24 protein-coding genes are annotated in these 24,279 nt (G+C 56.4%); 17 read left to right on the forward strand and 7 right to left on the reverse strand.

Going from position 1 to position 24,279, the window contains the following annotated elements; genetic code table 11:
- Positions 1-4 precede the first annotated feature (4 nt).
- Positions 5-976 carry a class 1b ribonucleoside-diphosphate reductase subunit beta gene (gene nrdF, locus ACSOSI_RS20265; RefSeq protein ID WP_012146430.1) on the forward strand — a complete coding sequence of 324 codons (972 nt, stop codon included), beginning with the start codon at positions 5-7 and terminating at the stop codon, positions 974-976.
- A gap of 77 nt (positions 977-1,053) precedes the next feature.
- Here nrdF and ACSOSI_RS20270 read toward each other — a convergent pair whose 3' ends face one another.
- From ACSOSI_RS20270 to ACSOSI_RS20280, 3 genes are all read right to left on the reverse strand, one after another.
- Positions 1,054-1,308, reverse strand: a complete 255-nt coding sequence (locus ACSOSI_RS20270; RefSeq protein WP_476706052.1) for a CopG family transcriptional regulator — start codon at positions 1,306-1,308, stop codon at positions 1,054-1,056.
- Between the two features lie 31 nt (positions 1,309-1,339).
- On the reverse strand, positions 1,340-1,555 hold the full coding sequence (locus ACSOSI_RS20275) for a DUF1289 domain-containing protein (protein WP_012146432.1): 216 nt from the start codon (positions 1,553-1,555) through the stop codon (positions 1,340-1,342).
- A gap of 72 nt (positions 1,556-1,627) precedes the next feature.
- Complete coding sequence (locus tag ACSOSI_RS20280) at positions 1,628-2,368, reverse strand: SDR family oxidoreductase (RefSeq protein ID WP_153859308.1); 741 nt, start codon at positions 2,366-2,368, stop codon at positions 1,628-1,630.
- A gap of 123 nt (positions 2,369-2,491) precedes the next feature.
- Between ACSOSI_RS20280 and ACSOSI_RS20285 the strand changes: the two genes are divergently transcribed.
- Entirely contained in the window at positions 2,492-3,385 is an 894-nt protein-coding gene (locus ACSOSI_RS20285) for a LysR family transcriptional regulator (protein WP_476706053.1), read from the forward strand.
- Between the two features lie 28 nt (positions 3,386-3,413).
- On the opposite strand, the gene ACSOSI_RS20290 is transcribed toward ACSOSI_RS20285, so the two are convergent.
- Both ACSOSI_RS20290 and ACSOSI_RS20295 read right to left on the reverse strand, forming a co-directional pair.
- Positions 3,414-4,358 carry an MBL fold metallo-hydrolase gene (locus ACSOSI_RS20290; protein WP_476706054.1) on the reverse strand — a complete coding sequence of 315 codons (945 nt, stop codon included), beginning with the start codon at positions 4,356-4,358 and terminating at the stop codon, positions 3,414-3,416.
- 134 nt (positions 4,359-4,492) lie between these two features.
- Positions 4,493-5,848, reverse strand: a complete 1,356-nt coding sequence (locus ACSOSI_RS20295; RefSeq protein WP_017893767.1) for a 2-hydroxycarboxylate transporter family protein — start codon at positions 5,846-5,848, stop codon at positions 4,493-4,495.
- Positions 5,849-6,174: 326 nt separating this feature from the next.
- On the opposite strand from ACSOSI_RS20295, the gene ACSOSI_RS20300 reads away from it, so the two are divergent.
- From ACSOSI_RS20300 to proX (ACSOSI_RS20325), 6 genes are all read left to right on the forward strand, one after another.
- Positions 6,175-7,773, forward strand: a complete 1,599-nt coding sequence (locus tag ACSOSI_RS20300; RefSeq protein WP_017893768.1) for an ATP-binding protein — start codon at positions 6,175-6,177, stop codon at positions 7,771-7,773.
- Positions 7,774-7,794: 21 nt separating this feature from the next.
- Positions 7,795-8,481 (forward strand): response regulator, encoded by a 687-nt coding sequence (locus tag ACSOSI_RS20305; protein WP_115183947.1) that lies wholly within the window; start codon positions 7,795-7,797, stop codon positions 8,479-8,481.
- 406 nt (positions 8,482-8,887) lie between these two features.
- A complete protein-coding gene (gene proV, locus ACSOSI_RS20310) occupies positions 8,888-10,090 on the forward strand; it encodes a glycine betaine/L-proline ABC transporter ATP-binding protein ProV (protein ID WP_012146439.1) in 1,203 nt (400 codons plus the stop codon).
- Positions 10,083-11,207, forward strand: a complete 1,125-nt coding sequence (gene proW / locus ACSOSI_RS20315; protein ID WP_012146440.1) for a glycine betaine/L-proline ABC transporter permease ProW — start codon at positions 10,083-10,085, stop codon at positions 11,205-11,207. Before proV ends, proW begins: the two co-directional genes overlap by 8 nt.
- 53 nt (positions 11,208-11,260) lie before the next feature.
- Entirely contained in the window at positions 11,261-12,256 is a 996-nt protein-coding gene (gene proX, locus ACSOSI_RS20320) for a glycine betaine/L-proline ABC transporter substrate-binding protein ProX (protein WP_261278044.1), read from the forward strand.
- Positions 12,257-12,307: 51 nt separating this feature from the next.
- A complete protein-coding gene (proX, locus tag ACSOSI_RS20325; RefSeq protein WP_012146442.1) occupies positions 12,308-13,309 on the forward strand; it encodes a glycine betaine/L-proline ABC transporter substrate-binding protein ProX in 1,002 nt (333 codons plus the stop codon).
- A 39-nt stretch (positions 13,310-13,348) separates the two neighbouring features.
- Here proX (ACSOSI_RS20325) and ACSOSI_RS20330 read toward each other — a convergent pair whose 3' ends face one another.
- On the reverse strand, positions 13,349-14,227 hold the full coding sequence (locus ACSOSI_RS20330) for a LysR family transcriptional regulator (protein ID WP_476706055.1): 879 nt from the start codon (positions 14,225-14,227) through the stop codon (positions 13,349-13,351).
- 104 nt (positions 14,228-14,331) lie between these two features.
- Here ACSOSI_RS20330 and ACSOSI_RS20335 point away from each other — a divergent pair, with 104 nt between their 5' ends.
- The 7 genes from ACSOSI_RS20335 (at position 14,332) to emrB (ending at position 21,646) form a co-directional block, all read left to right on the forward strand.
- Complete coding sequence (locus ACSOSI_RS20335; protein WP_012146444.1) at positions 14,332-15,531, forward strand: MFS transporter; 1,200 nt, start codon at positions 14,332-14,334, stop codon at positions 15,529-15,531.
- 120 nt (positions 15,532-15,651) lie between these two features.
- Positions 15,652-16,398 (forward strand): AzlC family ABC transporter permease, encoded by a 747-nt coding sequence (locus tag ACSOSI_RS20340; RefSeq protein ID WP_012146445.1) that lies wholly within the window; start codon positions 15,652-15,654, stop codon positions 16,396-16,398.
- Entirely contained in the window at positions 16,388-16,741 is a 354-nt protein-coding gene (gene ygaH, locus ACSOSI_RS20345; RefSeq protein WP_012146446.1) for an L-valine transporter subunit YgaH, read from the forward strand. Before ACSOSI_RS20340 ends, ygaH begins: the two co-directional genes overlap by 11 nt.
- A 159-nt stretch (positions 16,742-16,900) precedes the next feature.
- Positions 16,901-17,422: a transcriptional repressor MprA gene (gene mprA, locus ACSOSI_RS20350; RefSeq protein ID WP_012146447.1), complete on the forward strand. Its 522-nt coding sequence runs from the start codon at positions 16,901-16,903 to the stop codon at positions 17,420-17,422.
- Between the two features lie 21 nt (positions 17,423-17,443).
- On the forward strand, positions 17,444-18,895 hold the full coding sequence (locus ACSOSI_RS20355; RefSeq protein ID WP_112362834.1) for an efflux transporter outer membrane subunit: 1,452 nt from the start codon (positions 17,444-17,446) through the stop codon (positions 18,893-18,895).
- Between the two features lie 25 nt (positions 18,896-18,920).
- Positions 18,921-20,093 carry a multidrug efflux MFS transporter periplasmic adaptor subunit EmrA gene (gene emrA / locus ACSOSI_RS20360; RefSeq protein ID WP_012146449.1) on the forward strand — a complete coding sequence of 391 codons (1,173 nt, stop codon included), beginning with the start codon at positions 18,921-18,923 and terminating at the stop codon, positions 20,091-20,093.
- Positions 20,094-20,110: 17 nt separating this feature from the next.
- Positions 20,111-21,646 (forward strand): multidrug efflux MFS transporter permease subunit EmrB, encoded by a 1,536-nt coding sequence (gene emrB / locus ACSOSI_RS20365; protein WP_012146450.1) that lies wholly within the window; start codon positions 20,111-20,113, stop codon positions 21,644-21,646.
- A gap of 56 nt (positions 21,647-21,702) precedes the next feature.
- Here emrB and ACSOSI_RS20370 read toward each other — a convergent pair whose 3' ends face one another.
- Complete coding sequence (locus ACSOSI_RS20370; RefSeq protein ID WP_476706056.1) at positions 21,703-22,803, reverse strand: tRNA/rRNA methyltransferase; 1,101 nt, start codon at positions 22,801-22,803, stop codon at positions 21,703-21,705.
- A gap of 208 nt (positions 22,804-23,011) precedes the next feature.
- On the opposite strand from ACSOSI_RS20370, the gene trxC reads away from it, so the two are divergent.
- Both trxC and ACSOSI_RS20380 read left to right on the forward strand, forming a co-directional pair.
- Positions 23,012-23,431: a thioredoxin TrxC gene (gene trxC / locus ACSOSI_RS20375; RefSeq protein ID WP_012146452.1), complete on the forward strand. Its 420-nt coding sequence runs from the start codon at positions 23,012-23,014 to the stop codon at positions 23,429-23,431.
- A 136-nt stretch (positions 23,432-23,567) separates the two neighbouring features.
- On the forward strand, positions 23,568-24,272 hold the full coding sequence (locus ACSOSI_RS20380; protein ID WP_476706057.1) for a tRNA-uridine aminocarboxypropyltransferase: 705 nt from the start codon (positions 23,568-23,570) through the stop codon (positions 24,270-24,272).
- The last annotated feature ends 7 nt before the right edge of the window (positions 24,273-24,279 follow it).

Genomic DNA, 24,279 nt, shown 5'->3' on the forward strand with positions numbered 1-24,279 from the left:
AATTATGAATAGCATTAAACCGGCGCAGCTGGTGCGCGCAGTCAACTGGAACATCATCGAAGACGACAAGGATCTGGAGGTGTGGAACCGTCTGACCTCCAACTTCTGGCTGCCGGAGAAGGTGCCGCTGTCGAACGATATTCCCTCGTGGGCCACGCTGACACCGAAGGAACAGCAACTGACCATCCGGGTGTTCACCGGCCTGACGCTGCTCGATACCATTCAAAATACCGTCGGAGCACCCGCGCTGATCGCCGATGCCATTACGCCGCACGAGGAGGCGGTGTACTCCAATATCAGCTTTATGGAGGCGGTACACGCCCGCTCCTACAGCTCGATTTTCTCCACGCTGTGCCAAACGCCGGACGTCGACGACGCCTACCGCTGGAGCGAGGAAAACCGTGCGCTGCAGAAAAAGGCCAGCATCATTTTGGCCCACTACCGCAGTGACGATCCGCTGATGAAGAAGGTCGCCAGCGTGTTCCTCGAGTCGTTCCTGTTCTATTCGGGCTTTTACCTGCCGATGTACTGGTCGAGCCGCGCCAAACTGACCAACACCGCCGATCTGATCCGCCTGATCATCCGCGACGAGGCAGTACACGGCTATTACATTGGCTATAAATTCCAGAAAGGGTTGGAGAAGGTCGATGCCGCCCGCCGGCAACAGGTGAAAAACTTCGCCTTCGATCTGCTGCAGGATCTGTATGACAACGAGGTGCGTTACACCGAAGAGCTGTACGACGGGGTGGGTTGGACCGAGGACGTGAAAACCTTCCTGCACTATAACGCCAACAAGGCGCTGATGAATCTGGGGTACGAAGCGCTGTTCCCACCGTCGATGGCGGAGGTCAATCCGGCGATTCTGTCGGCGCTGTCGCCGAACGCCGATGAGAACCACGACTTCTTCTCCGGCTCCGGCTCGTCTTACGTGATTGGTAAAGCGGTCAATACCGAGGATGACGACTGGGATTTCTGAGGTTAATAGCAGGGGCGAATAACTTCGCCTTATAACGATAACCGGTGAACGGGCGCAGCATGCAGCGCCCCTACAATTCATTCTTTTGCTAGCTGCACATTACTTTCGAGAAAACCTCGCCTATCGCCCCAGGAAAGCGTTTTTCCCGTTGCCACTAGATTGGCATAACGATTTTCTGCCTCATCCTCAAAATTGCGGCGCAGTTCTCTTCTCTGAATTTTCTCGGTAATTGCCTGTAAAATAAAACTGTTAGAAGTTATACCACTTTGTTTTGCTGCCGCTATTATTCGACCTTCAAGCCTTTCAGGTATCAAAACAGTAATTATTGGCATAGTAAGTCCCTCTCTTACATCCTCAATATATTCATTCAGAGATCACGGCACGCTGCCGGATGCGTTGCCAGATGGCTCGCTTTTCATCGTCATCGGCACTCGACCAGGCGGCGATTTCATCCAGCGTGCGCCAACAGCCACGGCACCACGATTTTTCGGTGTCGATCTGGCAAACATTATTGCAGGGCGAACGGACGCCATCATCGATCTGACTGCCCGTTTTCCTTCTTCTACTGCGGCCTACCATTAAACGCTTCCTCGCGGTGGATTTCCTGCCACAGGATACCCGATCCCGCCGCGGAAAAACCGGCCGCAAGCATCAGATAATGCCACCGTTGGCACGCAGGGTTTGGCCGTTGATCCAGGCACCGTCGGCACCCGCCAGGAATGATACCGCCGCGGCGATATCCTGCGGCTGGCCCAGACGCTCCAGCGGTGCCATTTTCGCCAGACGTTCGACAAGCTCCGGCGTTTTACCGTCCAGGAACAATCCGGTGGCGGTCGGGCCTGGCGCTATCGCATTGACGGTGATATTACGCCCGCGCAGCTCTTTCGCCAGCACGCTGGTCAGCGCCTCAACGGCGGCCTTGCTGGCGGCGTACATGCCGTAGCTCGGCTGTAACAACCCGACCACGCTGGAAGAAAAGTTGATGATGCGGCCATTGTCGCGCAGACGTTTCGCCGCTTCACGCAGAGTATTAAAGGTGCCTTTCAGGTTGATGTCGATCAGCCGATCGGCATCGGCATCGCTCATTTCCGCCACCGGGGCCAATGCAATTACCCCGGCGTTGTTGACCAAAATATCCACGCCGCCGAAGGCCTGTTCGGCGTGGTCAAACATTTTTGCCACCGCTGCGGCATCGCTGACGTCCGCTTTGGCGCTCAGCGCGCGGCCGCCATTTTGCTCGATTTTGCGCACCAGTTGATCGGCCAAAGCCTGATTACCTGAATAATTGACGATCACTGTCATACCGTCGGCGGCCAGCCGTTCGGCGATGGCGGCACCGATGCCGCGTGATGCGCCGGTTACGATGGCAACTTGTTGGGGGGTGGTGTTCATCTGATCTCTCCTCGTCGGCGCTGCGCCGGCAGACTTGCTGGCGTGAGATCATCATGCACCTTTCGCAATGGCGGATAATCCCCTAATCTTCGTTATCACTATTCGAATAAAGCGAACAATCACATGGACAGAATTGATGCCATGCGTCTGTTCACCCGCGTGGTGGAACAACGCAGCTTTACCCAGGCCGCGCAGGATCTGGCTCTGCCACGTTCGACGGTGACCGATGCCATCAAACAACTGGAGGCCAGGTTGCAGGTGCGGCTGCTGCAGCGCACCACTCGCCACGTCAGCCCAACGCTGGATGGCGAGGCTTACTATCAGCGCTGCCTGACTATTCTGGCGGATATCGAAGATGCCGAGATGGCCTTTGCCGGTGCAAAACCGCGTGGGTTGTTGCGCATTGATGTGCATGGCACGCTGGCACGGCACTTTCTGCTGCCGGGGTTGCCCGACTTTCTGGCGCAATACCCGGATATCGAATTGTTTATGAGCGAAGGCGATCGGCTGGTGGATCCGGTGCGGGAAGGCATCGACTGCGTGATCCGCGTAGGTAAACTGAAAGACAGCGATATGGTGGCGCGTCGGCTGGGTGAGCTGGAAGAAGTGACCTGCGCGGCACCGGACTATCTGCAACGCTTCGGCACGCCGCTTGGCATCGATGAACTTGAAGGGCACCGCATGGTGGGTTTTCGCTCCTCGGCCAGCGGCAGCATAATGCCACTGGAGTTTAACGTCGCAGGCCAGCCGCAGCAGCTAATATTGCCCTGTACGGTGTCGGTCAGCGCGGCGGAAAGCCTGGTGGCTGCGGCTCGTATGGGGTTGGGGATTATTCAGATGCCGCGCTATCACCTGCGCGACGATTTGGCCAGCGGCAGTCTGCTGCCGCTGTTACCACAATTCCCTTCCACGCCAATGCCGGTATCGCTGTTGTATCCCCGCAGCCGCCAACTTTCACCCCGGGTACGGGTATTTATCGACTGGTTCAGCAAGGTGTTCACCGCAGGCAACCACTAAAAAACCGCCCATAAGGGCGGCCAATGGCTTACATTGTGCCGTAGTCCAATGGGACCCAGTTGTAGCCTTCACCCTGCTGATTGAGATAACCCAATCCCGGGAATGACAGATGCGCAGCGCCCACCAGCACACTCTGCCGGGCGCTATCACCAAAGACTCGCAGGCGCTGAGCCACCGCCGCTTTGGCATCGCTGTCGAAACTTATGGCAACGCGCGGATCGGGAAGCTGCACTGCCGCCACATGGATCAGATCGCCAATCACCAGCAGCTTTTTACCTTCGCTCTCGACCAGATAAATGTTGTGCCCCGGCGTATGGCCGTGAGTCGCGAACGCGCTGATCCCTGGCGACAACTCACCGTCACTGGCGAAAGATTTAAAGTGCCCGGCAGCCTGATAGGGTTTGATCGCCGCCATTGCCCTTTCAAACGAGGCTCTGTCTTCGCTTTTCGCCTGCTTCAATCGGCTCTCGCTCAGCCAAAAATCGGCATCCTGCTGACTGGCATGCACCACCGCATTCGGGAATACCGCCTTGCCGTTTTGCGACAGGCCGCCGAGATGATCCGGATGCAGATGGGTCAGATAAATTTCGTCCACCTGCTGCGGCTGATAGCCGGCGGCCTTCAGGTTGGCCACCAGCTTGCCCAACCCGTCCCCCAGCAACTTGCCGGCGCCGGTATCAATCAGGATCAGCTTACTGCCGGTGTTGATCAGATAGGCATTGACCGAGGTGATCACCGGCAGTTTCTGATGGCGCTCGGCCAGGGCGTTTTCAATCTGCTTTGGCGAGCTGTTAAGCAGCAGTTTTTCCACCGGCAAACGGAGCACACCATCGGACAAAGCGGTGACCTCATAGCTGCCCAGCATAATGCGATAAAAACCCGGCGCGGGAGTTTTCACCTGTGGCGCAGCGGCCAGAGTTTGCAGCGACATGACGGCCAACGCCGCCCCCAGCAGGTAACGTTTCCAGAACATAACGACTCCTTATTGTAAATTTGGCAGCGCTAAGTATTGACGCAAAACCCAGAGCCTGCCCGCAAGAGCGATGACACAGGCAAAAAAAATCCCCGCGGGGGCGGGGAAAGGCAAAGAAAACTGAGTTTTTTTTGTTATACGAAGAATTTGGCCAGGACTAACAAAGAGAGTGAGACGTTGATCGCACCGCCGATACGGGTGGCGATCTGGGCAAACGGCATCAGCGACATGCGGTTACCGGCAGTCAGGATGGCTACATCACCGGTGCCGCCCTGCCCGCTCTGGCAGCAGGAGACAATCGCCACGTCTATCGGGTGCATGCCAATTTTTTTACCAACGAAGAAACCGGTCGCCACCAGGGTGGAAACGGTGCTGACAATCACCACCAGGTTTTGGAGAGTGAAGGCGTTAACCAGTTCCTGCCATGGGGTGATGGCTACGCCAACGGCAAACAGGATTGGGTAGGTCACCGCCGTGCGGAAGAACTTATACACCACCTGCGAACCTTCCTGAATGCGTGGGGAAACACCGTGTGCCAGCTTCACCGCTACCGCCGCGAACAGCATGCCAACCGGTGCAGGCAGGCCAATCATGCGGTGCAGCAGCATCCCGACCATGTACAGCAGGATGGCCAACAGCGCGCCACAGGCAATGGTGCTGACATCCACCTTGCCGCTGATTTTATCCACCGCGCTCATTTCGCTGTCACCCTGCTTGCTCGGCATCAGGCTGCCCTCACCGGTCAGGTGCGGGTAGCGTTTACCGAGTTGATTCAGCAAGCCGGCAAGCACAATGGCGGTCAGACTGCCGAGCATCACGATCGGCAAAATACGGCCTAACGCCACCCCCTGCTCCATATGCAAAATCGCCGCGTAGCCCATCGACAGCGGGATCGCGCCCTCACCGACGCCCCCGGCCATGATTGGCAAGATCAGGAAGAAGAAGATCTGGAAGGGTTCCAGCCCAAGAGCCATACCAACGGCCATGCCCACCAGCATGCCGGCAATCTCACCGCACAGCATCGGTACGAAGATGCGCAGGAAGCCCTGGATCAGCACCTGACGATTCATACTCATAATGCTGCCGACGATAATGCAGCAGATATACAGGTACAGAATATTGGTCGACTTATAGAATTTGGTGGTCGACTCCACCACTACATCCGGCAGCAGGCCGTAATGCACCAGTGCGGAAGGAATAAAGGTGGCGCAGATCGCCGCGGCCCCCATTTTGCCGATCAGCGGCAGGCGTTTACCGAACTCACCGCAGGCAAAGCCAAAGAAGGCCAGCGTTGCGACCATCACTACGATATCGCTGGGTAATTTCCCTTCCAGGCAATCAAGTAAAATAAGCACGCCGGCCAGAACAAAGAACGGCAACGGAATAATCCCTACTTTGTAGTTATCCAGTATGTGCCACCATTTTTCACGCAATGGTATTTCAGCGGCTTTATCTTTGGCGACGAGGTAAGAATCATCTGTTGTGCTCATAATCTGGCCTCTTATTAGTTTGTTCAGCCATCATAGAGAAACGCACGGATTATCTGCTGTGATTTTGTTCAAAATAAAAAAGGGTTTTTAATGGTGGTTATGGTTTCTATGGTGTTAATTGAGGTTATGTAAAATACAGCGTGGTTTTAATGGTGTTAATGTTATTTAAACTTTAAAAGTTATCAATTTTATTGCGGCCGTGAATGCAGCGACCCGCCAAGAATAAACCCGTGGCGGCGATCACAAGTTGATCCGGCGCAATATTACATGAACCCCGACTCATGATAGGGTAAGTGCTCAGGATTTCTCAGGGTGCCTCCCAGACCATGCGCATAAAACTCTCATTTCAAATCAAGCTATTCTTGTGCCTGGTCGCCTTCTCCTGCCTGCTGCTGAGCTTTATTGGCGCCTATACCTACTATCAGCTCGATGCCCAGTTGCACCGCGATCTCGGCGCGCGGGCGCAAGTACAGGCGCGAGAGATTGCCCTGATCCCCTCGCTGGTCAGCGCGGTGGAAAAAAACGACCCGGTAAAAATCGCCGAGCTGATGAAAAAAATACGAGCCAGCAGCGATGCCAGCTATATCGTGATCGGCGATAAACAAACCCGGCATCTTTACCACTCTGAATATACCAACCGTGTCGGTACCCCAATGGTCGGGGGCGATAATAAAGAGGTTCTGGAAGGGAAAAGTATTATTTCCATCCGCAAAGGTGGCATCGGCATTTCATTGCGCAGTAAAGCGCCCATTATGGATGAGCATAACAACGTCATCGGCATTGTTTCGGTCGGCTATCTGAAATCCCATATCGACAATCTGAATGCCAGAACCCTGACGCAAATCGTTGGATCCATTGTGTTGTTATTAATCGCCCTGTTTGTTTTTTCCTGGCTGTTGTCGAAGAATTTAAAACGCCAGATGTTCTGGCTGGAACCCAAAGAAATTGCGCTACTGGTGCGTCAGCAAAAAGCCTTGCTGGAGGCCATCTATGAAGGCGTCATAGCCGTCGACCCGCAACTGCGGATCATCACCATCAACCACGCGGCACGTGAACTGCTGGAGCTGCGCCAACCTGCCGCCGCGCTGATGGGCCGCAATATCGGCGAGATTATCCAGTCACAACCGGACTTCTTCGGCGCTTCCCAGTTGGGGCACGACACCCACGACGAGGTTTGCCGCTTTAACCACGTGCGGGTTATCGCCAGCCGGGTGCGTATTATGCAGGAGCAAGAGCTGCAGGGCTGGGTGATCAGCTTCCGCGACAAGAACGACATCAATACTCTGAGCAGCCAGCTCAGTCAGGTCAAACGCTACGCTGACAACCTGCGTATCATGCGCCATGAGCAGCTTAACTGGACTGCCACCCTGGCCGGGCTGTTGCATATGCAGCGCTACGACGAGGCGATCCGCTATGTGGAGGCTCAATCGGAAGGCGCGCAAGAAATTCTCGACTTTATTTCGCAGCGTTTCAGCTCGGCGGCACTCTGTGGTTTGCTGTTGGGCAAGTACTCCAGCGCCAGGGAAAAAGGCGTTGAGCTGCGCTTCGATCCCGCCTGCCAGCTACGACAAATTCCGGCGGCGCTGAATGAAACCGAACTGATGTCGATCATCGGCAATTTGCTGGATAATGCGGTAGACGCTACGCTGCATTGCGCCGAGCCACACGAGGCGGTAGAACTCTATATTAGCGATATCAGCAATGAGCTGGTGATTGAAGTGGCCGATCGCGGTATCGGCATTGCGCCCGAGGTGCGTGATACGCTGTTCGAGCAAGGCGTCACCACCAAAGAAGATAAAGGTGACCACGGCATCGGCCTGCATTTGGTCGCCAGCCACGTAGCGCAGGCGCATGGCAGTATAGAAGTGTCGGACAACGAGCCGCACGGGGCCATTTTTTCTTTATTTATCCCTAAAACCTTATAACCCGTTTCGAGCACCCGAATGATGCAACCAGAAGCACTGGACGTTTTGATCGTTGAAGATGAGCCGCAGTTGGCCACGCTGCACGCCGAGTTTATCGAGCAAAACTTTGCTCTGCGGGTGGTGGCTTATGCCGCTACGCTGGCCGAGGCCAGAGCCAAGGTCAACGCCCACCAGCCGCGGTTGATCCTGCTGGATAACTTTTTGCCGGACGGCCAGGGTATCGAGCTGATGGAAGAAGCTGCGGTGAAAAACCCCGGCTGTTCGGTGATCTTCATTACCGCCGCCAGCGATATGAACACCTGCAGCCAGGCTATCCGCAACGGTGCCTTCGACTACATCATCAAACCGGTATCCTATAAGCGGCTGCGCAACTCGCTGGAACGTTTTATGCAGTTTGTTCAAACCCAGCGCACCTTTAAGGTGATTGACCAAAGCAACGTCGACGCGCTGTATAACCTGCAATCCAAACAGTTCTCCAGCGAACCCAGTGCCAAGGGCATTGAAACCAATACGCTGGAGTTGGTGCAGGCGCTGTTTATCGAACAGCCGGAGGCGGCGCACGCGGTGGAAGACGTGGTCAAACAGGTGGGTATCAGCAAAACCACCGCCCGGCGTTATCTGGAATATTGCGTCGCTACCCAGTTCGTGCGCGTAGAGATGATGTACGGCAATATCGGTCATCCACGCCGTCTGTATCGCAAGGCTTAATCTGACATCTGGCTGTCATATTAAGCGGATAATATGACTGCGACGATATCCCCTCGATATCGGCACCTGTCGTTGAAATTAATGAAATACTGATGACTTTTACCCGGCCTATGGTCGGGTTTTTTATTGTCTGAATTCAGTGCCGAACGGGGAAATAACAAGATTATTGCAGCAGGATTATTTTTACCTAAAACCAAGAGTTTAAGGCGAATATCAGATTAAAATAATTGAATATCCACCCCACTACCATAGCCAATCGAAATGTTGATGTAAATCGCTAATATCCCATTCATCGGACATTGAGGGTTGTCTCAGATATTCACTGTGTTAGGGTATAGGCGACTATTATTTTCTATTGGGACATTTTTTATCGTTTGATAATTCATCAGAGGAAACAGCAAATTGCATGGCAATTAAACTCGAAGTAAAGAACCTGTATAAGATATTTGGCGAACATCCGGATCGCGCATTCAAACTGATTGAGAAAGGTCTGACAAAAGATCAACTGCTTGAAAAAACCGGGTTATCACTAGGCGTAAAAGACGCCTCTCTGGCCATTGAAGAAGGCGAGATATTCGTCATCATGGGGCTTTCCGGTTCAGGAAAATCCACCCTGGTACGCCTTCTCAATCGTCTGATAGAACCCACCCGCGGCCAGGTGCTGATTGACGGTGAAGATATATCGAAAATATCCGACAGCGCACTGCGCACCGTACGTCGAAATAAGATCAGCATGGTGTTTCAATCATTCGCTTTAATGCCGCATATGAATGTGTTGAATAACACCGCATTCGGTATGGAATTAGCCGGTATTCCGCCGCAGGAACGTCAGGAAAAAGCCCTCGAGGCCCTGCGTCAGGTCGGACTGGAGAATTATGCTCATTCTTATCCCGATGAACTTTCAGGTGGGATGCGTCAGCGCGTGGGATTAGCTCGTGCCATGGCTAATAATCCGGATATATTATTGATGGATGAAGCCTTCTCAGCACTTGATCCATTAATCCGTACCGAAATGCAGGATGAACTGGTCAAATTACAGGCCCAACATCAGCGTACCATCGTCTTTATTTCCCATGATTTGGACGAAGCGATGCGTATTGGCGATCGTATTGCCATTATGCAGGGCGGTGAGGTGATTCAGGTCGGTACGCCGGAGGAAATATTAAATAATCCGGCCAACGATTATGTACGCACCTTCTTCCGTGGCGTAGATGTCAGCCATGTTTTCAGCGCCAAGGATATCGCCAAGCGTCGTCCGGTCGCGCTTATTCGTAAAACCCCCGGTTTTGGTCCGCGCTCAGCGTTACAGCTGCTGCGGGATGAAGACCGCGATTATGGTTATGTTGTTGAACGCGGAAAGAAATTTATCGGCGTGGTGTCGGTAGATTCACTCAAGCAGGCGCTGGCGGCCAATCTGACGCTGGATGACGCCCTGCTGGAAGCTCCCGCCCCGGTACCGGCCGACATGCCGCTAAGCGAACTGATTTCATTGGTCGCTCTGGCGCCTTGCGCGGTACCTGTGGTCTGCGAAGAAAATAACTATATCGGAATTATTTCCAAGGCCATGCTGCTGCAGGCCCTGGATAAAGAGGGCCCAACGAATGAGTGATACTACACAGGATCCATGGGCCACTGCGCCTGCCGACGCTGGTGCCAGTGCCGCACCGGCCACTGACGCTGCAAATTCAGCGGCTCCCGCCGGCGATGCCTGGTCGAGCGCGCCGCCACCGGCAAGCCATGACGCCGCTAATCAGGCCGCTCAGGGCGCCGACTGGCTTAACAGCGCACCGGCTCAGCCGGAGCATTTCAACCTGCTCGATCCGTTCCACAAGACCTGGGTACCGTTTGACTCCTGGGTCACCCACGGCATTGATTGGCTGGTGCTGCACTTTCGCCCGCTGTTCCAGGGGATCCGCGTACCGGTCGACTTTATCCTCAGCGGTTTTCAACAATTGCTGCTGGGCATGCCGGCACCGATCGCCATTTTGCTGTTCTCGCTGATTGCCTGGCAGCTCTCCAGCCTCGGTATGGGTGCCGCCACGCTGGTCTCACTGATTGCCATTGGCGCTATTGGTGCCTGGTCGCAGGCCATGGTGACGCTGGCGCTGGTATTGACCGCCCTGTTCTTCTGTATCGTCATCGGCTTGCCGCTCGGCATCTGGCTGGCGCGCAGCAAGCACGCAGGCAAGGTCATACGGCCGTTATTGGACGCCATGCAAACCACGCCGGCCTTCGTCTATCTGGTGCCGATCGTCATGCTGTTCGGTATCGGTAACGTGCCGGGAGTGGTGGTCACCATTATCTTCGCCCTGCCGCCCATCGTGCGTCTGACCATTCTGGGCATTAAGCAGGTGCCGGAAGATCTGATTGAAGCCGCTGAATCCTTTGGTGCCAGCCCGCGCCAACTGCTGTTTAAAGTGCAGTTGCCATTGGCGATGCCGACCATTATGGCCGGGGTAAACCAAACGCTGATGCTGGCACTGTCGATGGTGGTGATCGCCTCGATGATCGCCGTCGGCGGTCTGGGCCAGATGGTGCTGCGCGGTATCGGCCGCCTCGATATGGGGCTGGCCGCCGTCGGCGGGGTCGGTATCGTGATCCTGGCGATTATTCTCGACCGTCTCACCCAGTCGCTGGGGCGCGATCGCCGCAGTAAAGGCATGGGGCGTTGGTACGCACACGGCCCCATCGGCCTGGTCACCCGGCCCTTCATCAAAAAGCCTTAATTGCCCTGCCCCCGGCCAGCGTCGGGGGCACCGATAAAATCGAAGGAACCACTATGCGCTCGACAGGAATTTGGGCTTTGGCCCTGACTTCATTGCTTGGCACACAGGCGTTCGCCGTCGAACTTCCCGGCAAAGGCGTCACGGTTAAACCCTTGCAAAGCACCCTCGCCGAAGAAAGCTTTCAGACTGAGCTGGTCAACCGTGCGCTGACCCAGCTGGGTTATAACGTCCAGCCGACCGCCGAGGTGGAATACAACATTGCCTACACCTCAATCGCTTCCGGTGACGCCACCTATATGGCGGTGAACTGGGATCCGCTGCAAACCGACATGTACCAAAGCGCCGGCGGCGACAAAAAGTTTTATCGCCAGGGCGCCTATATCACTAATGCAGCGCAGGGTTATCTGATTGACAAGAAAACCGCCGATAAATACCACATCAGCGATATTTCCCAATTGAAAGATCCCAAGCTGGCCAGGCTGTTTGACGCAGACGGTGACGGCAAGGCCGATCTGGCCGGCTGTGAGCCCGGCTGGGTGTGCGGCAGCGCGATCAACACGCATATCAAAGCCTATGGCCTGAGCAACACGGTTACTCAGAACCAGGGTAACTACTCTGCCATCATCGCCGACACCCTGACCCGCTATAAACAGGGCAAACCGGTGCTGTACTTCACCTGGACGCCGTACTGGGTCAGCGACGAGCTGGTGCCCGGCCGCGATGTGGTCTGGTTGACCGTGCCGTTCTCCGCCAGTCCGGGTTCGTTGAAAGACAAGGATACCGCCTTGCCGAACGGCAAAAATTACGGCTTCTTCGTCAATAACGAGCATATCGTCGCCAACAAGCAATGGGCGCAGGCCAACCCGGCGGCGGCCAAGCTGTTCGCCATCATGAAGCTGCCGTTGGCGGACGTAAATGCGCAGAACCTGCGGATGCACAAGGGCGAGAACAGCGCCGACGATATACAACGCCACGTAGACGGCTGGATTAAAGCCCACCAGGCCACCTTTGACGGCTGGGTCAGCACCGCTGCTGCGGCAGCGAAATAATCCCGACGTGCCGGAAATCCCGGCTTCATAACATAAAAAAGGTATTTCACTATGCGCACTACAGGAATCTGGGCGGTTGCCCTCACCACATTGATTAGCTCACAGGCGGTTTCCGCCGCGGACTTGCCGGGTAAAGGCATTAGCGTTCAGCCGGTGCAAAGCACCATATCTGAAGAAACCTTCCAGACGCTGTTGGTCAGCAAGGCGCTGGAAAAGTTGGGCTATGACGTCAAGGACACCCGTGAAGTGGACTATAACGTCGCCTACACTTCTATCGCCTCTGGCGACGCAACCTTCCTGGCGGTGAACTGGGATCCGCTGCACGCCGATCAGTACAAGGCCGCCGGCGGTGACGCCAAGTTTTACCGTGAAGGGGTTTATGTCAACGGCGCGGCGCAGGGTTATCTGATCGACAAAAAAACCGCCGATAAATACCACATCACCAACGTTGAGCAGTTGAAAGACCCGAAGATCGCCAAGTTGTTTGACACCAACGGTGACGGCAAGGCCGACCTGACCGGTTGTACGCCGGGCTGGGGCTGTGAGGCGGCGATTAACCACCACATCAAGGCCTACGGCCTGGATAAGACCGTCGAGCACAACCAGGGCAACTATGCGGCGATGATTGCCGATACCATTACGCGCTACAAAGAAGGCAAACCGGTGCTGTATTACACCTGGACGCCATACTGGGTGAGCGACGTGCTGGTACCGGGCCGTGATGTCGTCTGGTTGCAGGTGCCGTTTTCCGCCATGCCGGGCGAAATGAAAGATATGGATACCAAGCTGCCAAACGGTGCCAACTATGGGTTCCCGGTGAACACCATGCGCATCGCCGCCAACAAGAAATGGGCCGAAGCCAACCCGGCAGCCGCCAAGCTGTTTGCCATCATGAAACTGCCGATTAGCGACGTGAATGCGCAGAACCTGCGGATGCATGAAGGTCAGGCGTCAGAAGCCGATATCCAGGGCCACGTTAATGGCTGGATCAAGGCGCATCAGGCCACCTTTGATGGCTGGGTGAAAACCGCCGCCGAAGCCGCGAAGAAGTAATAACACCGGGGCGCAGTTCACCACTGCGCCCCGTTCTATTCATTCAGCAATAGCTATCCCACTAAACTGCAAAAACCGCTCGGCGGTTCTGGACAGCGGCTGCGGCCATACGCAGTACACCTGTCGCCGCGGACCATCCTCGATCGGGATCGACACCAGCGAACTCAAACGCTGCGCCGTCGAGATGGGCACAATGCCTGCCGCCAACCCACGCCGCACCAGATTTTCCAGCCATTCGATATGGTCAATTTCAAAACTGACATGCCGCTTAATACCCGCCGCCTGAAACGCACGATCGGTCTGCCGCCGGGCACCGGTCCCGCTGTAAAAGTCCACCAGCGGCACTTCTGACAGGGTTTGCAGATTGACCCGTTGACGACTGGCCAGCGGATGCTGCGCCGCCACCAGCGCAACCAGCGGCTCATCGGTTAGCTGCCGATGCGACACCGGCAGCATATCAATATCCCCCGGCCAGAGACCGACAAACGCCACGTCCGTCTTTTGTTGGCGGACGTCTTCCAGCAATGCTTCGCTCATGCCCACGTACAGCCGGATATTCACCGCCGGATAATGGCGATGAACGTTGCCCAGTTTTTCGGTCAGATCAATCGCGTTTATGGTTGAAATAGTGCCGATGGTCAGGGTGCCGGATACCGTGCCGCTGGCGGCAACCACCTCTTCCACCAGCGCCTGTTTCGCCGCCAGCAGCCGTTGCGCCGGTTGAATAAACGCCTGCCCGGCGGTGGTCAGCCTGACTCGCCGCGAGGTGCGTTCGAACAATGTACAGCCCAGCTCCTCTTCCAGTTTGGCGATCTGGTGGCTAAGGGCTGACTGCACCGTATGGCAGCGCTGCGCCGCCCGGGTAAAGCTCTGCTCTTCGGCTACCGCCAACGCAAAGCGTATCTGTTTCAGGTTCATGGCATCTATCGCAAAATGAGATTGATCAAATGAAAATTATACATTGGATTCGCCGGCTGTCGTGCCCGATACTTCGGCTAACTTTTCCCTGTGATTAATATCTTATGAGCCAACAACATTCACAGCCGGGTCTCAGCCCGGCGCTGATCGTGCTGATCGCCATCGCCACCGGTCTGGCGGTCGCCAGTAACTATTACGCCCAGCCGCTGCTGGAAACCATCGCCCAGAACTTCGATTTATCGGTCAATCAGGCCGGCTTTATCGTCACTGCCGCCCAGTTGGGCTACGCCGTTGGCCTGCTGTTGCTGGTGCCACTCGGCGATATGTTTGAACGCCGCGGCCTGATCGTCTTTATGACGCTGCTGGCGGCGGGCGGCATGCTGATCACCGCCAGTTCCACGACCTTGCCGATGATGATCCTCGGGACCGCGCTTACCGGGCTGTTCTCGGTGGTGGCGCAAATTCTGGTGCCACTGGCGGCCACCCTGGCCCATCCGGAGAAACGCGGCAAAACCGTCGGCATTATCATGAGCGGCCTGCTGCTCGGCATTCTGTTGGCGCGCACCGTAGCCGGAGCGCTGGCGTCACTCGGCGGCTGGCGTACCATCTACTGGGTCGCCAGCGTGCTGATGATCCTGATGGCATTGATCCTGTGGCGCGCACTGCCGCGTTACAAGCAGCATTCGGGGCTGAATTACCCGCAGTTGCTGAAATCGATCTTCACCCTGTTTTGCGGGACCCCGCTGCTACGTACCCGCGCGATACTCGGGGCGCTGTCGTTCGCCAACTTCAGCGTGCTGTGGACTTCGATGGCCTTTTTACTGGCGGCTCCGCCGTTTGGTTATTCCGAAGGGGTGATTGGTCTGTTTGGCCTGGTCGGCGCTGCCGGCGCATTGGCGGCTTCACGCGCCGGGCATTTGGCGGATCAGGGTAAGGCCGGTTTAACCACCAGCGTGGGCCTGGTCCTGCTGCTGCTTTCCTGGATACCCATCGCTTTCGCTAAACAATCCCTGTGGGCGTTGATCGCCGGTATCCTGATCCTCGACCTGGCCGTGCAGGCCGTACACGTCACTAACCAGAGCGTGATTTACCGCATTATGCCGGAAGCGCGCAACCGCCTGACCGCCGGCTACATGACCAGCTATTTCATCGGGGGTGCACTCGGCTCACTGCTGTCTGCCTCGGCCTATCAACATGCGGGTTGGACCGGCGTTGCCGTGGCCGGGGGCGTTTTGTGCCTGCTCAACCTGCTGACCTGGTGGCGCGGCAAGCACCACGATCCGCAAGGACCGGCGACAATCTGATTAGCAAGCGAATAGTCATATCGGGAATTTATTAGCGCCGCAGGGTATAAACATTACTCACTCTCTGGTAATGTTCTGCAGATGAACTATTGATCTCTATATCCTGCGACACTAATAAAAATGCAAAGCCAAGCTGCAGAAAACCTCAATCCCCCAGCCGTCAGTTCTACCTTCACCCACGGCATCGTCGACAGTTTACCGATCGTCATCGGCTATGTGCCGGTGGCCTTTGCCTTTGGCCTGAGCGCCGTTAAGCTAGGGTTCTCCCCACTGGAGAGCATCTTCTTTTCCTGCATTATCTATGCAGGCGCCAGCCAGTTCGTGATCACCGCCCTGCTGAGCGCCGGCATGTCGCTGTGGGTTTCCGCGCTGACCGTGATGGCCATGGACATACGGCATCTGCTGTATGGCCCCGCTCTGCGCCACCGCATCGTCTCACGCATGTCGGCCGGTAAAACCGCACTCTGGGCGTTCGGCCTGACCGACGAAGTGTTCGCCGCCGCTACCGCCAAACTGATGCGCAATAACCGCAGCTGGAGCGAGAACTGGATGCTCGGCATTTCACTGTGCTCCTGGCTGTCGTGGGTAGCGGGCACCGCCATCGGAGCGCTGTTCGGTAACGGGCCGCTGGAGCAATACCCGGTGATTGAAGCCTCGTTGTCCTTTATGCTGCCGGCGCTGTTCCTCAGTTTCCTGCTGGCCGCCTTCAGGCGTCCACAAAGCCTGACCATCGTCGCCGCACTGGCTGGCGCGCTGCTTGGCGTGGTGCTGTTTTCCATTCCCGTCGCCATTTTAGCCGGCATCAGCGCCGGCTGTATTGCCGCCCTGTTCCAACCCACCGCAACGGAGGCCATCGATGAACACTGATGTGGTGGTGATTGGCCTGGTGGTCGGTTGCGCGAATTATCTGTTCCGTTACTTGCCCTTACGCCTGGCTCCGGCGCGTGCCCAACCGGGTATTAAACGCGGTAAAACCGCGCTGTTGCTCGACAGCATTGGTATCGCCTCCATTTGTGCACTGTTGGTGGTGTCCAGCACGCCGGTGGTGATGCGCGAACCGGACAAGCTGTGGCCGACGCTGGTCGGCTTCGCCGCCCTGGGGCTGTGCTTTTACCGTAGCAAAAGCATCATTCTGTCTACCTTGATCGGTGCGCTCGCCTTTGGCATCACGTTAAAAATATTTATGATTTTCGGTCCTGCCAGCCTTTGATTTTATCCGTCATCCCCATTCTGAGCTGTCGCTCGTGAATGGGCCGTTGACAAATAACTTACAAATGACACGAATTGCTAAATTATTCGCACGGCTGAAGATTTACATTATTAATCACTATCGTTACTATCTCGAACGAAATTAATGAGGCCCCAAATTATGGAAAGCTCGTTTACTCCCATTGAACAAATGCTTAATTTCCGCGCAAAACGTCAGAAAGATTTTCCTTATCAGGAAATTCTGCTGACCCGGCTGTGCATGCACATGCAAAGCAAGCTGCTGGAAAACCGCAATAAAATGCTCAAGGCACAAGGGATTAACGAAACACTGTTTATGGCGCTGATTACTCTGGATGCGCAGGAGAATCACAGCATCCAGCCTTCTGAGCTAAGCTCTGCTCTGGGCTCGTCACGCACCAATGCCACGCGGATTGCCGATGAACTGGAAAAACGCGGCTGGATTGAACGCCGGGAAAGCGACCATGACCGTCGTTGCCTGCATCTGCACATGACGCCGCAGGGAGAAGAGTTTCTCAACCAACTGCTGCCACCGCAGCACAAATGTCTGCATTTCCTGTGGTCCACGCTGAACGATGATGAACAGCAACAGCTTGAACAGCTGACGCGCAAGCTGTTAACGCGTCTGGACCAGATGGAAGTTTCAGGACAGTTATCCCAATAATTTCTGTTCAGGTAACCTACTATGCGATCCCCGTTTAACTGGAGATTCACCCCGCTGTTCGCCGTATTGCTGCTGGCCGGGTGCGCTTCTACCGACAATATTGCCCCGCAGTCCACCTTGATGGACCCGCAGAGCCTGCAATTGTCACAGCCGAAAGTCAGCTCGCTGAACGTTAGCCCACAGTGGTGGCGCTCGCTTAACGATGCACAGCTCGACAGCCTGATGACCCAGACGCTGCAAAGCTCACCGACGCTGAGACAAGCCGCCGGGCGCGTGCGCGAAGCGCAAAGTGTGATGGGTGAAGCCAGTGCAGCCAACGGCCCGAATCTGGATCTGAACGCCAGCAGCAACCGCCAGAAAGTCCCGCAAAACGTCAACATGGGATTGGGCTATCCACATAAGCCGATCTACGAGAGCTCCAACTCGCTGGGGCTGAATCTGGCCTATGAATTTGACTGGTGGGGTAAATACCGCAATCAGGTTAACGCCGCCAAGGCGCAAGTCGATGCGGCCCGCGCCGAGCAGGAACAGGCTGCGCTGACGTTAACCAGCTCGGTGGCCTCCGCCTATTTCCAGCTGCAGAGCAATTTCGCGCTGGAAAAACTGCTGCAACAGGAAGTCGACAACAACCAACGCCTGACGGATTTGCGCCAACAACAATATAAAGCCGGCATCACCGGTGTTGATGTTCCGCAACAAAGCCAGGCGCAGGCCGACGGTGCCAAGCAGCAGATCCTGCAACTGCAGTCGCAGATTGAACAACTAAGACACCAGTTGGCCGCGCTGGCCGGCCAGGGCCCAAGCGCGATGCAGCATCTGCGTCCGGTGGCTCTGCCCGCCAGTAATCTGATGGCGCCAAAAGGTGAACTGACCGCCGATCTGCTGGGCAAACGCCCGGATATCGCCGCGCAGCGTCAGTTGGTCGAGTCTTACAACCAACGCGTCAGCGCCGCCCGCAAGGAATTTTACCCCAGCCTGACCATTTCAGCCTTTGCCGGCCTGACTACCACCAACACCAGTGGGACCAGCCCGAATCTGTTTGAAGCGGCCAGCCAGGCCTGGAACGTGATGCCGGCGATTTCATTGCCGATCTTCCACGCCGGTGCGCTGCGCAGCAAACTGGGTGAGGAGTCCGCGCTGTATGACCAGGCGGTGGAGTCCTATAACCAAACCATCCTGAATGCCGTACAGGAAACCGCCGATGCCATCACCGTCCAACAAAGCACTGCGCAACAGCAGCTGCAGGCGGCATCTGCGTCCCAATCGATGCAACAGGTGTACCGCGTCGCTAACGCTCGATACCAGGCAGGGATTATCGGGCGCGACCAGTTGTTAACCAGCCAGACGCAGCTCTTGCAGCAGCAACAGGCGGAACTGAATGCCAACAGCAACTTGCTGCAGGCGAAGATAGGACTGATCCGTGCGCTGGGCGGTGGCTATCAGGCCCCGGTCGCTGCGGATTCAAAAGCATAATAAAATAGAGAGCTTGGAGAACACCATGAGCGCAAGCGCGGAGACTCAGACCCCGCCACAACCTGTCGGCAAAAAGAAGCAGCGCAAGTTTTGGCTGCTGTTGATGACGGTTATTTTCGTTGTTATTGGGGTGGCATATTTAGTGTATTGGTTCCTGGTGTTGCGTCATCATCAGGAAACGGACGACGCCTATGTGTCCGGTAACCAGGTGCAGATCATGGCCCAGGTGAACGGTAGCGTTAACAGCGTCAACTTCGACAATACCGACTACGTGAAGCAGGGGGATGTGCTGCTTACGCTGGATCCGACCGATGCCGAACAGGCGCTTGAACGCGCCAAAACCGGCCTGGCCAACAGCGTGCGTCAGACCCACCAGTTGATCATTAACAGCAAGCAGTATCAGGCCAACATTGCCCTGCGCAAGTCTGACCTGAGCAAGGCGGAGAACGATCTGAAGCGCCGCGTGGTACTGGGCAGCCTTGACGCCATCGGCCGCGAAGAACTGCAACATGCGCGTGATGCGGTCGACAGCGCCAAAGCGGCACTGGAAGTGGCGGTTCAGCAATACAACGCCAACCAGGCGATGGTGCTGAACACCCCGCTGGAGCAACAGCCGGCTATCCAACAGTCCGCTGCGCAAATGCGTGACGCCTGGCTGGCGCTGCAACGTACCAAAATCATCAGCCCGATCACCGGCTATGTGTCCCGCCGCAGCGTACAGGTTGGCGCGCAAATCGCCGCCGGTTCCCCGCTGATGGCGGTGGTGCCTGCCGATCACATCTGGGTGGACGCCAACTTCAAAGAAACCCAGATCGCCAATATGCGCATCGGTCAATCGGCCACCGTGGTCAGTGATATTTACGGTGACGACGTGGTGTACAGCGGTAAAGTGGTCGGTATCGATATGGGCACCGGCAGCGCCTTCTCACTGCTGCCTGCGCAGAATGCTACCGGTAACTGGATCAAGGTGGTTCAGCGCCTGCCGGTACGTATTGAACTGGATGCCAAGCAAATCGCCGATCATCCGCTGCGTATCGGTCTGTCGACGCTGGTGAAAGTGGACACCACCAACCTGGACGGCCGCGTGCTGTCTGACGTGGTGCGTGACAAGCCGTTGTATCAGACCGACGCGCTGGCGTTGAACCTGGCACCGGTTAACCAGATGATCGCCGACGTGATCCATGCGAATGCCGGCTAAGCGCGTGGGAGGCTACCTTGGCACAGAAACCGCTTGAAGGTGCCCAGCTCGCCTGGATGACGGTCGCGCTCGCCATGGCGACCTTTATGCAGGTGCTGGACTCCACCATTGCCAACGTGGCGATCCCGACCATCGCGGGTAACCTCGGGTCTTCCAACTCGCAGGGTACCTGGGTGATCACCTCGTTTGGCGTGGCGAACGCTATCTCGATCCCGATCACCGGCTGGCTGGCGAAGCGCGTCGGTGAAGTGCGGCTGTTCCTTTGGTCCACCGCACTGTTCGTGCTCGCTTCCTGGCTGTGCGGCATCTCCAACAGCCTGGGCATGCTGATCTTCTTCCGCGTGATTCAGGGCGTGGTCGCGGGGCCACTGATCCCGCTGTCGCAAAGTCTGTTGCTGAACAACTATCCGCCCGCCAAGCGAGCGATGGCCCTGGCGCTATGGTCGATGACGGTGATCGTCGCGCCAATATTCGGGCCTATCCTCGGCGGTTATATCAGTGATAACTATCACTGGGGCTGGATCTTCTTCATCAATATTCCAATTGGCGCCGTAGTGATCCTGGTGGCGATGTCGACGTTGAAAGGCAGGGAAACCAAAACCGAGATCAAACCGATCGACACCATCGGTCTGGTGCTGTTGATCGTCGGTATTGGTTCGCTGCAGGTGATGCTCGATCAGGGCAAGGAGCTGGACTGGTTCAACTCCACCGAGATAATAGTGCTAACGGTGGTGGCGGTGGTGGCGCTGGTGTTCCTGATCATCTGGGAACTGACGGACGACCACCCGGTGGTGGATCTGTCGCTGTTCAAGTCGCGCAACTTTACCGTCGGCTGCCTGTGTATCAGCCTGGCCTATATGCTGTACTTCGGCGCTATCGTGCTATTGCCGCAGCTGCTGCAGGAGGTGTATGGCTATACCGCCACCTGGGCGGGGCTGGCTTCGGCGCCAATCGGGTTGATACCGGTATTGCTGTCGCCGATCATAGGCAAGTTCGGTAACCGACTCGACATGCGACGACTGGTGACCTTCAGCTTCATTATGTATGCCGTGTGCTTTTACTGGCGCGCCTATACGTTTGAACCGGGAATGGACTTTGGTGCTTCGGCGTGGCCGCAGTTTGTCCAGGGCTTCGCCATCGCCTGCTTCTTTATGCCATTAACCACCATTACGCTGTCCGGTCTGCCGCCGGAGCGTATGGCGGCGGCATCGAGCCTGTCGAACTTTACCCGTACGCTGGCGGGGTCGATCGGGACATCGATCACCACCACGCTGTGGACTCAGCGCGAGTCGCAACACCACTCGCAGCTGGCGGAGTTTGTGAATCCTTACAGCCCGCAGTCGCAGGACATGTACCGGCAACTGGAACAGATTGGCATGAGCAAGCAGCAGGCGTCGGCCTATATTGCCAACGAGATCACCGCGCAGGGGCTGATTATCTCGGCTAACGAGATATTCTGGCTGTCCGCTGGGGTGTTCCTGGTCCTGCTGGCGCTGGTCTGGGTGGCGAAACCGCCATTCAGCTCCGGCGGTGGGGGCGGCGGCGCTCACTAAACAGTAGAAAGCAAAACGGGCACCCCAGGGTGCCCGTTTTTTTATTCTGCAAAGCCTTAAGCCTGGTTTTGACGCCACCAGTCAGCCAGCAAAATGCCGGTCGCGACCGATACGTTCAGGCTTTCCACCTTGCCGGTACCGCCGATAGACACGTTCATGTCGCCCTGCTGCCAGGCACTGTCGCTCAGGCCGTCACGTTCCTGGCCGAGTACCAGTACCATTTTGGCCGGCAGCTTAGCCTGCGCCAACGGAGTCCCTTTGTGGCTCGAGGTGGTGACGATGGCGTAACCCGCCTTGCGGAAGGTATCCAGCACCGACAGGAAGTCATCGGCGTTAATTGCCTTGATGTGTTCCACGCCGCCTTCGGCCGTACGCACCGCAGCACCTGATTCCAGCACCGCCGGATCCTGCAGCAACACGCCGTTCACGCCAAAGTGAGCGCAAGAACGCACGATAGCACCCAGGTTGTGCGGGTTGCCTACTTCTTCCAGCGCCAGCACGCAGTCTTTCGCCGGGGCTTCTTTCAGATAGGTTTGCGCATCCAGACCCTGACGCTTTTTAATCAGGAAGCAAACGCCGCCGTGGTGTTCGGTGCCGGACGCTTTGGCCAGCTCTTCTTCATCCACCACGTGATAGGCTTTGCGGTTTGCCGCCATCCAGCGCAGTGCTTCACGAAAACGTGGCGTGACCGACTGTACGAACCAGGCGCGGACGATAGCGTCCGGACGGCTGGCAAACAGGGCCTGACAGGCGTTTTCACCGTAAACGCGGGTTTCTTCCGCACGCTGACGACGTAACTGTTCTGGATCGATAAAGCTCTTGCCGCTGATGCCGCCGTGATCAAACGCCGGCTCTTCTTCCGGGCCACGTGACACGGTTTTCCACGGCGAATCATAACCGCCACGGTCTTCATTGTGCGCTGGACGGCGAGGACGATCGCTTTCACTGCGGCGGGAATCAGAGCCAGAGCCACGGCGATCGTTATTACCGCGCGGCTTGTCCTGACCGGTACGGCCCGAAGAGCGCGCACCGTCTGCCGGACGGCCTTTGCCGGCCGGACGCTTATTCTTGTTACGGTCGTCGCTGTTGTTGTCGTCGTCACTGCGGACGTACATCACTTTAACTTTACCGTTCTTGCCACTAAATGAATCGTTCATTTTCTTCTCCACCAACGCGCAGGGCGCGAAGATTACCTGATGTTGGGGTGCTAAGCCACCTACTTGCGCTAAAAGCTAACAACTATCGTATTCATCGAACAAACCTCTTTGTCCATTGCCCTACTTTTAACGATAATAAGCAGCATTAAAGATACATATCCGCAACCCGAGTGCGGCATGTCGTGCATTCTCAGTATCCGAGGTCATCATGAATACAGTTTGTCCAGCTTGTAATGCCACCAACCGCGTGCCTGAAGAACGAGTGGCTGACGGCGCGAAATGCGGCCGTTGCGGCCATGCGCTCTTTGACGGCGAGGTGATCAACGCCACCGCCGCCACACTGGACTCGTTGTTGCAGGATGGTCTGCCAGTGGTGGTCGATTTTTGGGCGCCGTGGTGCGGCCCCTGCGTCAGTTTTGCCCCGATCTTTGAAGACGTCGCCGAAGAGCGCGCCGGCAAAGTTCGCTTCGTTAAAGTCAACACCGAGGCAGAACCCGAACTGAGCGCCCGTTTCCGCATCCGCAGCATTCCAACCATTATGCTGTTCCGCGAAGGGAAAATGGTCGACATGCTCAACGGTGCCATGCCGAAAACGCCGTTCGATAACTGGCTCAATGAACTAGTTTAACGCAGAAAGTCTATACCCGTCGCCTTTCAATAGGCGTGTTGTCCATTGCCCGTGACACCGCCGTGACGCAATCCAGCCCGAACGCTCCCGTCGGGCTTTTTTCTGCGTTACAATAGCGGTTTTCCCCGAGATCTTTATGACCGACAACGCCGTCCTTCGCCTGCGCCAATTTCGCCTGGAACGCTCTACCCGCCCTTTTCTGGCGCGTGGCAACCGCGTACCGCGTTGTCAGGGCTGCCTGCTACCCCATAAAAACTGCCTGTGTGACAGTATCCGGCCACAGCCTGCCACCAGCCGTTTTTGCCTGATCATGTTTGGTGCAGAACCGCTGAAACCGAGCAATACCGGCCGACTGATCGCCGATATTCTGCCGGAAACCCAGGCATTTATTTGGTCGCGAACCGAGGTTGACCCTGCCCTGCTGGCGGCGATTAACGATCCCGAACGCCAGCCTTACGTGGTGTTTCCCGCGTCCTATGCCGCCCCCGAGCGGCCGGTGTTCAGCGAATTGCCTGCCGGTGGCAAACCGCCGTTGTTTATTATGCTCGATGGCACCTGGACCGAGGCGAGCAAAATGTTCCGTAAAAGCCCGTACCTTAATCAGTTCCCGGTATTCTCACTCAACGTGACCGCCGCTTCGAATTACCAACTGCGCGAAGCCAGCCGCATCGAGCAACACTGCACGGCCGAAGTGGCGGCAGCGCTGTTGCAGCAAGCCGGTGACGTGGCCGCCGCTAACGGGCTGGCCGAACATTTTCACTATTTCCGTCAACAGTATCTGGCCGGGAAACCTACCCGCCCGGAGGCACCGGTCACAGCAAAGCCGTCGCAAAACGCCTAGAATCAGG

Source organism: Serratia sp. AR11 (assembly GCF_056376275.1).